At 55.4% G+C, this 12,961-nt stretch carries 13 protein-coding genes; 6 read left to right on the forward strand and 7 right to left on the reverse strand.

The window, feature by feature from the left end; all coding sequences use genetic code 11:
* Nucleotides 1–5: 5 nt before the first annotated feature.
* The 4 genes from bglJ to pobA all read right to left on the reverse strand — a co-directional run bounded on the left by bglJ (nucleotide 6) and on the right by pobA (nucleotide 3,710).
* Nucleotides 6–680, reverse strand: a complete 675-nt coding sequence (gene bglJ, locus DTA24_RS24355) for a DNA-binding transcriptional activator BglJ (RefSeq protein WP_023339553.1) — start codon at nucleotides 678–680, stop codon at nucleotides 6–8.
* Entirely contained in the window at nucleotides 641–1,363 is a 723-nt protein-coding gene (locus DTA24_RS24360) for a helix-turn-helix transcriptional regulator (RefSeq protein WP_012542932.1), read from the reverse strand. Before DTA24_RS24360 ends, bglJ begins: the two co-directional genes overlap by 40 nt.
* A gap of 264 nt (nucleotides 1,364–1,627) precedes the next feature.
* Nucleotides 1,628–2,509: a helix-turn-helix domain-containing protein gene (locus tag DTA24_RS24365; RefSeq protein WP_023297031.1), complete on the reverse strand. Its 882-nt coding sequence runs from the start codon at nucleotides 2,507–2,509 to the stop codon at nucleotides 1,628–1,630.
* A 16-nt stretch (nucleotides 2,510–2,525) separates the two neighbouring features.
* Nucleotides 2,526–3,710 carry a 4-hydroxybenzoate 3-monooxygenase gene (gene pobA, locus DTA24_RS24370; RefSeq protein ID WP_022065581.1) on the reverse strand — a complete coding sequence of 395 codons (1,185 nt, stop codon included), beginning with the start codon at nucleotides 3,708–3,710 and terminating at the stop codon, nucleotides 2,526–2,528.
* A 281-nt stretch (nucleotides 3,711–3,991) separates the two neighbouring features.
* Here pobA and DTA24_RS24375 point away from each other — a divergent pair, with 281 nt between their 5' ends.
* The 6 genes from DTA24_RS24375 (at nucleotide 3,992) to opgB (ending at nucleotide 9,724) form a co-directional block, all read left to right on the forward strand.
* A complete protein-coding gene (locus tag DTA24_RS24375; protein ID WP_008807542.1) occupies nucleotides 3,992–4,768 on the forward strand; it encodes a threonine/serine ThrE exporter family protein in 777 nt (258 codons plus the stop codon).
* Entirely contained in the window at nucleotides 4,759–5,232 is a 474-nt protein-coding gene (locus tag DTA24_RS24380) for a threonine/serine exporter (protein WP_012542936.1), read from the forward strand. The genes DTA24_RS24375 and DTA24_RS24380 overlap by 10 nt, the downstream gene beginning before the upstream one ends.
* A 103-nt stretch (nucleotides 5,233–5,335) precedes the next feature.
* Nucleotides 5,336–5,875 (forward strand): primosomal protein DnaT, encoded by a 540-nt coding sequence (dnaT, locus tag DTA24_RS24385; RefSeq protein WP_008807544.1) that lies wholly within the window; start codon nucleotides 5,336–5,338, stop codon nucleotides 5,873–5,875.
* 2 nt (nucleotides 5,876–5,877) lie between these two features.
* Nucleotides 5,878–6,615, forward strand: a complete 738-nt coding sequence (gene dnaC, locus DTA24_RS24390) for a DNA replication protein DnaC (protein ID WP_008807545.1) — start codon at nucleotides 5,878–5,880, stop codon at nucleotides 6,613–6,615.
* Nucleotides 6,616–6,680: 65 nt separating this feature from the next.
* Nucleotides 6,681–7,175: a DUF2501 domain-containing protein gene (locus tag DTA24_RS24395; protein WP_008807546.1), complete on the forward strand. Its 495-nt coding sequence runs from the start codon at nucleotides 6,681–6,683 to the stop codon at nucleotides 7,173–7,175.
* 257 nt (nucleotides 7,176–7,432) lie between these two features.
* On the forward strand, nucleotides 7,433–9,724 hold the full coding sequence (opgB, locus tag DTA24_RS24400) for a phosphatidylglycerol--membrane-oligosaccharide glycerophosphotransferase (RefSeq protein WP_012542938.1): 2,292 nt from the start codon (nucleotides 7,433–7,435) through the stop codon (nucleotides 9,722–9,724).
* A 60-nt stretch (nucleotides 9,725–9,784) separates the two neighbouring features.
* Here opgB and DTA24_RS24405 read toward each other — a convergent pair whose 3' ends face one another.
* The 3 genes from DTA24_RS24405 to DTA24_RS24415 all read right to left on the reverse strand — a co-directional run bounded on the left by DTA24_RS24405 (nucleotide 9,785) and on the right by DTA24_RS24415 (nucleotide 12,958).
* Entirely contained in the window at nucleotides 9,785–10,735 is a 951-nt protein-coding gene (locus DTA24_RS24405; RefSeq protein ID WP_162823402.1) for an Rpn family recombination-promoting nuclease/putative transposase, read from the reverse strand.
* A gap of 133 nt (nucleotides 10,736–10,868) precedes the next feature.
* The gene (locus tag DTA24_RS24410; protein ID WP_008807549.1) at nucleotides 10,869–11,879 is read right to left on the reverse strand and encodes an SIS domain-containing protein; all 1,011 of its coding nucleotides are present in this window, start codon (nucleotides 11,877–11,879) and stop codon (nucleotides 10,869–10,871) included.
* Nucleotides 11,880–11,896: 17 nt separating this feature from the next.
* The gene (locus tag DTA24_RS24415) at nucleotides 11,897–12,958 is read right to left on the reverse strand and encodes an SIS domain-containing protein (protein WP_043875835.1); all 1,062 of its coding nucleotides are present in this window, start codon (nucleotides 12,956–12,958) and stop codon (nucleotides 11,897–11,899) included.
* Nucleotides 12,959–12,961: the final 3 nt, after the last annotated feature.

The raw sequence follows: 12,961 nt of genomic DNA on the forward strand, positions 1-12,961 counted from the left end.
CCGCGTTACGCCACCTGTTTAACGGCGTTGTTCGCGCCGCTCATCGGTAAATGCAGCAAGATATCCGCCGCGTTTAATAAACCGATGTCTGAGCGAACCCCGAGCTTGGTCATGGCGTTAAATTTATGCGCGCGGATAGTTTTAATGTTCCGGTTCAGCTGTATCGCAATATCAGAAAGCGAATATCCCCACGACATATACCGAAGGATGGCGTGCTCCGTTGGACTTAGCGGATCGTTGCACGCCTCTCTGTCGCAAAATTGTTCGCTGCCGCTGAGGTGATGATTGTCCAGCAACTGTAACAAACGCTCCTGTAACCCGCGTCGCGGCGCGGATTTATTCAGTATGCCGTGCAGACAGGCCGGCATAAGATGGCCGATCAGATGCATTTCACTTTCATTATTAGCCAGAATAATTGCCTGGACTTCCGGCCGACACCGCGCCATTTCATGAACAAAAAGCAGACTCTCAGCTCGTGAAGAACGGCTTCCCGAAAGAGAAAAGATAATGGCCGACCAGGAAAACGATGTTTCCGCCGCCCTGAGCATACTGACATTTTTAAACAGATGAATATGATATCGGCTATTATCTTCACGACTAAAGATATAGCGCCAGGCCATTTCCGTCATCACACATTTCTCTACGATGGCGACATGGTGGGTTGTGCTATTTTTTTCCATTCCATTTGCTCCCCGTAAGCTGAATTGATATTCAGCTCTTGCATTCCCTGCACGCTGTTGATCCAGGCATACATTTCAGCATTGCTTCGCAGTGATAAGCGTCGCATTGCGCTATTTTTCTGCGCACTGATGGTTTTATTGCTCTTTTTCAACAGCGCAGCGATCTGATTGATTCCCCATCCCTTTGCCAGAAGACGCAAAACCTTGCGTTCCGAAAGGGTCAGCATCGCCGCAGAGTGGTAGCTTGCGAAATCGCTATCCTCGTCTCCGGTGAACAACGTCCGGCTAATTTGCTCAGCGGCACGACTGCCGGCGCAAATCACCTCAATCAACCGGTTAACCGGCTCACTCTCCGAGATCAGCGAACTTTCAGGGCGAATTAAAAGCTCAACGGCCAATGGATAGAGGCTGTCACTGACCATAAAAACCCAGTGAATATCACGATACTGCGTCATCAGAGAGTAATACCGCTCGCAGACGGCACGGGGATGCGCAATCTCGCCGGAGATATCCGCGACGACCAGCACTGCCCGCCGCAGTTGCAAAAGGGTGAGCTCATCATGAGAACGACAAAAACTGAGTTCGTAATCAGGGAGATTTTCATTGAAGATAACCTTTAACCCTGACTGCATGACGGGAATTTTACTAATAACAACACCAAACTTACCTTGTCCTGGTAACATAACACCTCCGCTTCCTGTCGAAGTTCCTTCGCCTGCCGGCAAACAATCGGCGCTTAACATCATCGCCTTATCATTCTCTGAATGAATATAAAAAGTATATTCATGGCCTGCGTACACGGTATACGTAACGACCGAACCGTGGTCATACCGTGTAAATATTATTGCTGTGTATACTTGCGATTAATATTAGCACAGACGCTCCTGCGCTAATAAATTAGAAAAGATAAAACTATTATTTAGCAAAAGTAATTTCAGGCACGTGAGTTATAAAGCATTATCTTTGATTGTTTCTCTAAATGCTTTAGGCGACATCCCGCTATAGCGGCGGAAAAAGCGAGAAAAATAGGCAGCATCACTAAACCCTAAGTAATCAGAGAGTTGTGTTACCGTCATGCGGGTGTACTGCAGATTGCGTCGCGCTTCCAGCATCAGGCGTTGATGCAATACTCCCAGCGCGCTACAGCCATAGAACTCGCGGCATAAATAATTTAAGTGCGTGACCGACAACCCAATTAGCTTCGCATACTCCGCCAGCGGGAGATGCTGCCGGTAGTGGCTCTCAATAAGCCGGGAAAAGTGGCGCATCATACTGCGCTTCCGCTCCGCTTTATCTTCCGCGGGCGGTGCGGGGCGGCACTGCCGGTTCAGCCAGACCAGCAGCGTCCCCAGCAACGAGTACAACATCATCTCCCGGGCATCATGCTCTTCGCAATATTCCTCGCGAAGCGCCGAAAATAGCGTATGCATATGCCCCCGGGAACGGCCTACCGGCACGCACTGCGGTACGCTAAGCACATCCAGCGGCCGGCCGAACTGGTTTTCAAACCGGCTCAGCAGCGGCAGCGCCAGAGAGAGCACATACCCTTGTGTCCCGGGTGAAAAATGAAACCCATGAATACAAAGGGCGGGAACCACCTGGATGCAGGACGCCGTCATCACCGCGGTGGCGCCTTCAATTTCGATCTCCGCCCGGCCCTGATGCAGGTAGAGGAGCTGGACCATTTCCGCATGCTGATGAACGCGAATATGCCACTCATACAGACTGCTACGCTGCAAAATCGACTCGCAGTGCAGCAGGTCCGGCGTTGGCCAGCCGCGCTCTTCGCCATACAGCTTAAATACGGGGACGACTTGCATGGGCGGCATAATCACTCCTCTTTAGTCAGGTAACGCGTTCCATGGGCAAGCCCACGTAGTTTTCCGCGATGGTGGTCAGCCCGGCGCGGGAGCCAAGGTAGTAGCGGCGGTCGGCGGCCTGCATTTTGGCGTCAAACGCATTCTGGTCCGGGAAATCATGCAGCAGGCGAGTCATAAACCAGCTAAAGCGTTCCCCTTTCCACACCCGATCCAGCGCCAGTTGCGAGTAGGTCGCCAGCAGATCGCTGCGGCCACGATGATAGTATTCACGCAGGATCCGCCACAGGTAGTTAACATCCGATGCCGCCAGGTTTAACCCTTTGGCGCCGGTTGGCGGAACGATATGTGCCGCATCTCCCACCAGAAACAGCCGCCCATACTGCATCGGCTCCACCACGAAACTGCGCAGCGGGGCAATGCTCTTCTCAAGTGAGTGACCAGTCACTAACCTGGATGCCAGGTCCTCCGGCAAGCGGCTTTTCAGCTCCTGCCAGAAACGTTCGTCCGACCAGGCTTCAACCTTATCGCTCAGCGGAACCTGTAGATAATAGCGGCTGCGCGTAAGTGAGCGCTGACTACACAATACAAACCCCCGCTGATGGTGTGCATAAATCAGCTCCGGATTGACCGGCGGCGTATCCGCCAGCAGGCCTAACCAACCAAACGGCCACACGCTCTCGTAGGTTTTGAGAATGTCAGCGGGAATGCTTTGCCGTGACACCCCGTGAAAACCGTCGCAACCGGCGATGAAGTCGCACTCCAGGCGGCAGGTTTCACCTTCGCTGAGGTAGGTGACCGTCGGTCGGTCGCTTTTCGCGTCATGAATAGCCACCTCGCTCACGCCATAGACGATCGGCGCGCCGCTGGCGGCCCGGGCCGCCATCAGATCGCGGGTCACTTCCGTCTGGCCATAAACCATCACACTCTTGCCGTCAGTCAGCTCGCTCAGTGCGACGGGTACCCGCTGGCCATCAAACAGAAACTCCACCCCATGATGCACCAGGCCTTCGGCATCCATCCGCTGCGCCACGCCCGCTTCGCGTAGCAGATCGACGGTGCCGCTTTCCAGAATTCCCGCGCGGATGCGCCCCAGCACATACTGTGGCGTTTGACGCTCGAGGATCACGGTATGGATCCCGGCGTTGTGCAACAACTGCCCCAGCAGCAGCCCGGAGGGGCCTGCGCCAATAATCGCGACCTGTGTTTTCATAGGGTTGTCTCACTCTTGCAGGGTTAATTATTTGTATATTTTTTGTTTAATAAAAGTGCTTTCCTGCATTTTTGATAAGTCAGACGGGAAAAAGAAGGGATGAATGGCGGCAAAAATTGCACTTTTCACCAAACTGGCAAAAGTGTGGGACGCTTCAAATTCTGCCGCCCCGCCAGCCGGGACATTTTTGCATATTATTTGATCCCGCCCCCCTCAGCCGCTACGGCGCTTCAGGTTAAAGTATCGACAGATAACCAGACGTCGCGGACAGCAGAGGAATTATGCAGGTTGATCGGTCACAGCAGCGGGCAATCACACGATTGTGCATCCAGTGTGGTCTTTTTTTGTTACAGCACGGCGCCGAAAGTGCGCTGGTGGAAGAGCTATCCACCCGCCTCGGACGGGCGCTGGGAATGGATAGCGTCGAAAGCGCCATCTCGTCTAATGCCATCGTGCTGACCACCATTAAAGATGGCGAATGTCTCACCTCAACGCGTAAAAATGTCGACCGCGGCATCAATATGCATGTGGTAACGGAAGTGCAGCACATTGTGATCCTCGCCGAACATAAGCTGCTCGACTATCGCGATGTCGAGAAGCGCTTTGCGCAGATCGTTCCCTTGCGTTATCCGCGCTGGCTGCTGGTCATCATGGTGGGGCTCTCCTGCGCCTGTTTCTGCAAACTGAATAACGGCGGCTGGGACGGCGCGCTGGTCAGCTTCTGCGCCAGTACTGTAGCCATGTACATTCGCCAGGTGCTGACCCACCGGTCCATGCATCCGCAGATCAACTTCTGCATCACCGCCTTTGTCGCCACCACCATCTCCGGGCTGCTGCTGCGCCTCCCGGCCTTTGCCAGTACGCCGACCATTGCCATGGCCGCCAGCGTCCTGCTGCTGGTTCCGGGTTTTCCTTTGATCAACGCCGTCGCCGATATGTTTAAAGGGCATATTAATACGGGGCTCGCCCGCTGGGCGATCGCCAGCCTGTTAACCCTTGCCACCTGCATTGGCGTGGTGATGGCGATGACCGTATGGGGGCTGCGCGGATGGGCATAATCTCGTTTATTTTCGCACTGGCGGAAGACATGCTGCTGGCGGCAATCCCCGCCGTTGGTTTTGCCATGGTCTTTAATGTCCCCCAGCGCGCCTTGCGCTGGTGCGCGCTGCTGGGGGCGATCGGTCACGGCTCGCGCATGGTCATGATGAGCGCCGGTTTTAACATTGAATGGGCCACCTTTCTCGCCGCGCTGCTGGTGGGCAGCATCGGCATTCAGTGGTCACGCTGGTATCTGGCGCATCCGAAGATTTTTACCGTCGCCGCCGTGATCCCGATGTTTCCCGGCATCTCGGCCTACACCGCGATGATCTCCGCGGTAAAGATCAGCCATTTTGGCTATTCTGAAGAGATGATGATTTTGCTGCTGAGCAATTTTTTAAAGGCATCGTCTATTGTGGGCGCCCTTTCTATTGGCCTGTCGATACCCGGTCTGTGGCTGTATCGTAAGCGCCCTCGCGTCTGACCCCCGGCGTCGCGGTACAGCCGCGACGCTCCTTCCGCGACGGGCTCTGTGCTACTATGTGCAGATCACCCCACTCTTTGCAGTTCAGAGTTGAGATAGAGTTATGTCTTCGCGAATTTTAACCTCCCATTTTAGCGGCCTGGAAGAGTTCCTCCAGCAGCACGCGGCGCTGCTGGCGAAATCAACTGACGGCACCGTTGCCGTTTTTGCCAATAACGCGCCGGCATTCTATGCGCTGACGCCAGCGCGGCTGGCGCAGTTGCTGGAGCTGGAAGCCAGGCTGGCGCGCCCCGGCAGCGACATCGCCCTTGACCCGCAGTTTTTCGAGGAGCCATCCGCGGCGCCAGTTGCGGTGCCAATGGGCAAATTTGCCATGTACGCCGACTGGCAGCCGGACGCCGATTTTCAGCGCCTGGCCGCGCTATGGGGCATTGCCCTGAGCCAGCCAGTCACGCCGGAAGAGCTGGCTGCCTTCGTCGCTTACTGGCAGGCGGAAGGTAAAGTGTTTCACCACGTGCAGTGGCAGCAGAAGCTGGCACGTAGCGTGCAAATCAGCCGCGCCAGCAACGGCGGACAGCCGAAGCGCGATGTGAACAGCGTGAGCGAACCCGACAGTCATATTCCGCGAGGTTTCCGAGGATGAGCATGAAAAACGTGGGCGACCTGATGAAGCGTCTGCAGAAAATGATGCCGGCCCATATCGAACCGGCGTTTAAAACCGGCGAAGAACTGCTGGCCTGGCAAAAAGAGCAAGGCCGGCTGCGTTCCGAAGCGCTGGAGCGGGAGAATCGCGCGATGAAAATGCAGCGCACCTTCAACCGCTCAGGGATCCGCCCGCTGCATCAGAACTGTTCCTTTGATAACTACCGCGTCGAGTGCGAAGGACAGATGAACGCCCTCGCCCGCGCACGTCAGTATGTGGAAGAGTTCGATGGCAATATCGCCAGCTTTATCTTCTCCGGTAAACCGGGGACCGGTAAAAATCACCTGGCGGCAGCCATCTGCAACGAGCTGCTGCTGCGCGGGAAGTCGGTCTTAATCATCACCGTGGCCGATATTATGTCGGCGATGAAAGATACCTTTGGCAACCGGGAAACGAGCGAAGAGCAGTTGCTGAGCGACCTCAGCAAAGTCGACCTGTTAGTGATTGATGAAATTGGTATGCAGACGGAGTCTCGCTATGAGAAGGTCATTATCAATCAGATAGTTGACCGTCGTTCTTCATCCAAACGGCCTACCGGGATGCTCACCAACAGTAATATGGAAGAGATGAACAAGCTGCTCGGCGAACGGGTAATGGACCGTATGCGGCTGGGGAACAGTCTGTGGGTTATCTTCAACTGGGAAAGTTACCGGCACCGCGTCACTGGCAAGGAGTATTAAGAGATTTCCGGACGATGACGGCGTTATACTAAAGCGATTATTCAGTCACGCTTATGAGTCCGTCTATGAAATCGTTTAAAAATGGCTTACTTGCCGCTTTTGCCGCCAGTGCATTTACCCTCGCCGGCGCTCACGCTGCCTCCTGGCAGGATTCTCTTAACAGCGCCGCCAGCCAGCTTAGCGGCAGCAGCACCCAGGCTGGCAGCGGCGGCATGTCCGTCTCCTCGCTAACCAGCCTGCTCAGCGGCAGCAGCCAGTCTCTGACCGCCAGCAGCATGAATAATGCGGCCGGGATCCTGTCATATTGCGCGCAACAGAAACTGGCCTCCGTGACCAGCGCCGATAACGTCAAAAACCAGGTGCTGGATAAACTGGGACTCAGCACGCCGGAAAAACAGAAACAAGACACCAACTATCTTGATGGCCTGCAGGGCTTGCTCAACAGTAATAACGGCCAGCAGCTGGACCTGAATACGCTTGGCAACAGCTCGCTGGCGAAACAGGTGAAAACCAAAGCCTGCGATCTGGTCTTAAAACAGGGCGTTAACTTCCTCTCCTGATACGTACTGCTCATGCCGCGTTTGTTGCCTTCGCGACGGCAGCGCGGCCTGAAACGGTTTTTTTACCCTTTTTCCCTCTCCGCTTCCCCGCCACACCCGATGCGACACCGATCAAAAAAGGCAACATCTAAACCAATTCTGAATAACTGCACAGTTTCATGACGCTAGAATTGCAGCAAGATGGCGCTGCAATTACAGTGTGGCGTGAAAAGTAATCTATTCTGCCAGCCGACAACTGGCGCTAATGAGGATGAGCTGTGTCAGAGTTGTTATCCATCGCCTTATTTTTAGCTTCGGTGGTGCTGTATGCCTGGAAAGCGGGTCGTAACACCTGGTGGTTTGCCGCCACGCTCACGGTGTTAGGTCTGTTCGTGGTGCTGAATATCACCCTCTACGCCAGCGACTACTTTACCGGCGACGGCATCAACGACGCGGTGCTCTATACCCTGACCAACAGCCTGACTGGCGCCGGGATCGGCAAATACATTCTGCCGGGCGTCGGGGTGGGCGTCGCGCTGGTTGCCGTCTTTGGCGCGCTGGGCTGGGTGCTGCGCCGCCGTCGGCATCATCCTCATCACGTCGGTTACAGCCTGGCGGCGCTGCTGCTGGCGCTGGCCTCCGTGGATGCCAGCCCAGCCTTCCATCAGATCAGCGAGCTGGTGAAATCGCAGTCACGGGAAGGTGACCCGGACTTTGCCGCATACTACAAAGAGCCGTCGAAGCGTATCGACAATCCACAGCTGAACCTGGTCTATATCTATGGCGAAAGCCTCGAGCGTACCTATTTTGATAACGACGCCTTTCCTAACCTCACCCCTGAGCTCGGCAAAATAAAAGATCAGGGCCTCGATTTCAGCAATACCATGCAGCTCCCGGGGACGGATTACACCATCGCCGGTATGGTCGCCTCGCAGTGCGGCATTCCGCTGTTCGCGCCGTTTGAAGGCAACGCCTCGGCCTCGGTCTCCAGCTTCTTTCCCCAGAATATCTGCCTTGGCGATATCCTGAAAAACTCCGGCTATGAAAACTATTTTGTGCAGGGAGCCAACCTGCGCTTTGCCGGCAAAGACGTGTTTCTCAAATCCCACGGCTTCGATCACCTGTACGGGGCGGAAGAGCTCAAAACTACGGTAGCGGATCCCGCCTATCGCAACGACTGGGGCTTCTATGACGACACCGTGCTCGATGAGACGTGGAAAAAATTCGAAGAGCTGTCGCGCTCCGGTAAACGCTTCTCGCTGTTCGCCCTGACGGTGGATACCCACCACCCCGACGGCTTTATCTCGCGCACCTGCGAGCGTAAACGCTATGACGTGGACGGTAAGAAAAACCTCTCCTTCAGCGCCGTTAGCTGCAGCCAGGAACATATCGCCGCGCTGATAGAGAAGATTAAAGCCTCACCCTATTTCAAAAACACGGTCATCGTGGTCTCTTCCGATCACCTGGCCATGAAGAACAGCGCCTGGGATTACCTCAACAAGCACGATCGCAGCAATCTGTTCTTCGTCCTGCGCGGCGATAAACCGCAGCAGGAGACCCTGGCGGTGAAACGCAACACCATGGATAACGGCGCGACGGTGCTCGATATTCTCGGCGGCGATAACTATATCGGCCTCGGGCGCAGCAGCCTCTCCGGCCAGTCGCTCTCCGGTATTTTCATGAATATGAAAGAGAAGGTCCTGGCCTGGAAACCGGACGTGATCCGCCTGTGGAACTTCCCGAAAGAGATGAAAAACTTCACCATCGATTCGCAGAAGAACATGATCGCCTTCTCCGGCAGCCATTTCCGTCTGCCGCTACTGCTCAGGGTATCAAACCAGCGCGTTGAACCGCTGCCGGAGAGCGAATACTCCGCGCCGCTGCGCTTCCAGCTGGCCGATTTCGCGCCGCGGGATAATTTCGTCTGGGTCGATCGCTGCTATAAAATGGGGCAGCTGTGGGCGCCTGAACTCGCGCTCTCTACCGACTGGTGCGTCTCGCAGGGGCAGCTGGGCGGTGAGCAAAAGGTTCAGCACGTCGATAAGCCGCAGTGGCAAGGCAAAACCGCTTTCAGGGATACCCTTATCGATATGGAGCGCTATAAGGGGAACGTCGATACGCTAAAAGTCGTCGACAACGATATTCGCTACAAGGCCGACAGCTTCGTGTTTAACGTCGCCGGCGCCCCGGAAGAGGTCAAGCAGTTCAGCGGCATTTCGCGTCCCGAGTCCTGGGGTCGGTGGTCCAATGCCCAGCTGGGCAGCGACGTGAAGATTGAATATAAAGAGCCGCTACCGGAAAAATTTGATCTGGTGATCACCGCCAAAGCTTACGGCCCAAACGCCAATAAGCCGATCCCGGTGCGGGTAGGTGAAAGTGAGCAAGTGCTTACGCTGGCCAATGATGTGACCACTACGACGCTGCATTTCGACAACCCGTCGCGCAGCAACACCCTGACCATCACTCCGCCGGACCCGCAGTCCACCAACGAGGGCAATATCCTCGGTCACTCCCCACGTCAGCTGGGGATCGGCATGGTGGAGATCAAAGTGGTGAAAAGTGAAGGCTAAAACCATCCTGCCCGGCGGGTTTCCGCGCCGGGCAACGGTTGCCGTGGCAGGGCGTTAACCCTACAGCGGCTGTAGTTCATCAGCCGACAGTCCAGTGATTTTCTGAACCATCTCTTTGTCGAGGCCATTTTGTAACATACTGCCGGCAATGCGCAGCGCCTCGCGCCGGCTTCCTTCCTGCAAGCCCTCCTGGTGCCCTTCTTCCCGGCCTTCTAGTCGACCTTCCTGCCGACCTTCTTGCCGACCTTCCTGCTTAAGCTTTTGCGCGATAGACATCAGTGTCTCCTCATACTGTGGCAGACGGCGGGCCAGCCGGCGGAGAAACACGCCCGGCTCGGCCGTATTACCATACTGCAGCATATAGTGAAACAGCATTCTCAACTGCCGACGGTTAGTGTATCCCAGCATCACAACGGCCGCCAACGACTCCGTTATGCCGCTGAGATCGCGCTGGCGAATATGTTTTTGCATCAGCTCCAGCAGGGCGACCCGCCGATGCTGCACGATGTCATCGTCCGGCATGACCGTGACGTCGATCAATGGAAACTGACTGCCGTAGAGCCTCTTCGCCAGCTGCGGGTCGGCAAATTCATCCAGCCAGTTGAGGGAAAAGGGGTATGGACTGGTCACACCGTGATAAAAAAGCATCGGCACCACCAACGGCAGCGTTTTGTGCCCGGCATCCAGATGGCGCTGCATTGCGGCAATCGCATAGCGCATCAGGCGAAACGCCATATGGTTATCCGGTGAGCTCTGATGCTCTATCACCACATAAACATACCCCGCACCGCAGGTAGTTTGCACCGACCAGAGGACGTCCGAATACCAGGCGCGCAGATCCTCATCGATAAAGCTCGCCGATTGCAGTCTCAGGGTAGCGAAATCGCACTGCTGGCGGATCGCTTCGGGAAGGTAGAGGGCGAGGAAATCATTCGCCGTCTCCGGGTGGCGAAGAAATCGTTTAAAGACCGCATCGTGCGGCGTCGAGGTCATCCGTTTTTTCATGGCCATCCGCTTGCCTGAAAGAGAAGGAAAGCCGGACTCTACCACCGGTTTTTACCCGAATGGATTTGACGATAATTTTCTGGGAAGCGCCTCGGAGAATAGCATGGCGGCCAGCCCGGCTGGCCGCCATCAACATGGCTTAGTAATCAAACTGACGGTAGTAACGGCGGATATTGAGGTCGTGGCCGGTATGGTGTTCAAAGTGGGCCGCCAGCCGATCCACCAGCAGGGTGGACACCACGCACGGCGCCATAATCCAGCGGAACGCGTCATCAATGCCGTTCAGCGGATAGTCGCGCGGGTCGATCACCACCAGATGGTCAGTTATCTTTTCGGCAAAGCGTTCGACGCGCTCGTCCAGCGCCCGGCATTTCCCCTCTCCTTTCACCAGAAACAGCGGGACCTCTTTTTCCAGCAGCTCCAGGGTGCCGTGGAAAAATTCAGCCGAGCTCACGGATTTCGTCCGCTTCCACTGCATCTCTTCGAGAATACACATTGAGAACAGGTAAACCTCGCCCCACATTTCCGCGCCGCCAATCCACATCATATAGTCGCAGTCGTGGTATTGTGCGGCAATGCTATCCGCCTGGAGATCGAACTGGCGTTTGGCCTGCAGAAGATTTTCCGGCAGTAATTCGAGCTGGCTGGCAAATCGCGCATAATTTTCAAACTCGCCGTGACGATAAATAACGCGGAAGAATAACCAGTACAGCAGCATATATTCATATTCCACACCGTTTTTGTGGCACATCGGAATATGCCAGCTGGCGGCGGCGGCCAATGGCGAGTCGGCATGACGGGTAATAGCCACCACGCGGATCCCCTGCGCCTTGCACCACTCGGCAATAGCTACCGACTCTTTGGTATCACCGGATTTAGATAACGTTACGACAACTGCATCTTTATTTAATTTTTTATGTCCGCGATGAATTAATTCGGCCGCCTGCTCAAGATATACCGGCACACTGGTTAATTCTTTGGCAAACTCATTAATGGCCATCATCGGTGCCAGAGAACCGCCTACCGAGGCAAAAAATAATGCGCTGCAGCCGCTGTCATAAATATCGTCGGCCACGGTTTCAGCCTGTTTACGCGCAGCGATGATCTCGCGAGCACTGGTCAGGTACTCGTCCTGATTAAAACCCAACATAGTTTTCTCCTGAATATTCAGATTTTACTTTTTAATACGCGGTCAAAATCGTCAAAAATACGTTTAGCCAGATCGATGCCTTTCAGTCCGGCGGTATGCCAGGCCAGCATCTGGACGGGAACAATCAGCAACAGCGGCGCCAGGTGATGCTCGCACGGACAGTTTAGCGCCAGCGTCTGCGCATCCTCGTCATCGCTCAGCGTTAGCGTAAAAGCCCGGGCAATGGACGGCGCCATATAGTCCCGCAGCGCCCGGGTTCGCGCATCCGGCGCATCTTCAATAAACAGCATCACATGGCGGGCGTTGGCTTCCAGATAGGGACCGTGCATATAGGCTTCCAGCTCAAAGCCGCTGGAAGGCACGCGCACCGTTTCAGTAAATTTGGTTTCAAATTCCTTCGCCACGCCAACCAGCGCACCGTAGCCGGTGGCGACAAAGCGCTCCCCGCTCCGCAGCGTTTCGCTATACCGGTCGATAAAGCGCGAGGTGCGGGCGATAACATCCGGGATCGCCGCAAGCAGCCGCTGGAATTCAGCGAGATAGTGCTGCTCCTCGACCTCGCTGACTTTCCCCTGCTGACGAGCAATGATCAGCGCTATCAGCAACAGATTCAGCACCGTCGCGCTAAAACCGCGGGTCACAAACCCTACGCTCTCGATCCCGGTATTGATATCCAGAACGCCATCGCAAGCGCGGGCTATCGGGCTTTGCGGGTCGGAGGTCAGGGCAAACACCGGCAGTCCTGAGGCCTGTACCTTACGCATCGCCTCCAGCGTTGACGCGCTTTTCCCGCTCTGTGAAATCGCCACCACCAGATCGGTATGCGGGTCGATCGCTTCGTAATGGATAAAGTTGTACGGCTCTTTAATGTCAACCAGCACGCCGAAGCGTTGTTCAAAGAAATAGCGCGCGCACAGCGCGGCATTCAGCGACGATCCGGTCGCCAGCAGCAAAATTCGGCGTACCGGGTGCTGGCGGGCAAAGGTCTCAATCGCCGCCAGCTTTTGCCGGTAGCCACGCAGGATCTGCGCCAGGCAGGCCGGCTCTTCACTGATATAGGTCATCATTGTTGGTCGCATAAC

Origin of the sequence: Klebsiella sp. P1CD1, from assembly GCF_003790505.1 — a bacterium.
Classification (GTDB): domain Bacteria; phylum Pseudomonadota; class Gammaproteobacteria; order Enterobacterales; family Enterobacteriaceae; genus Klebsiella; species Klebsiella variicola.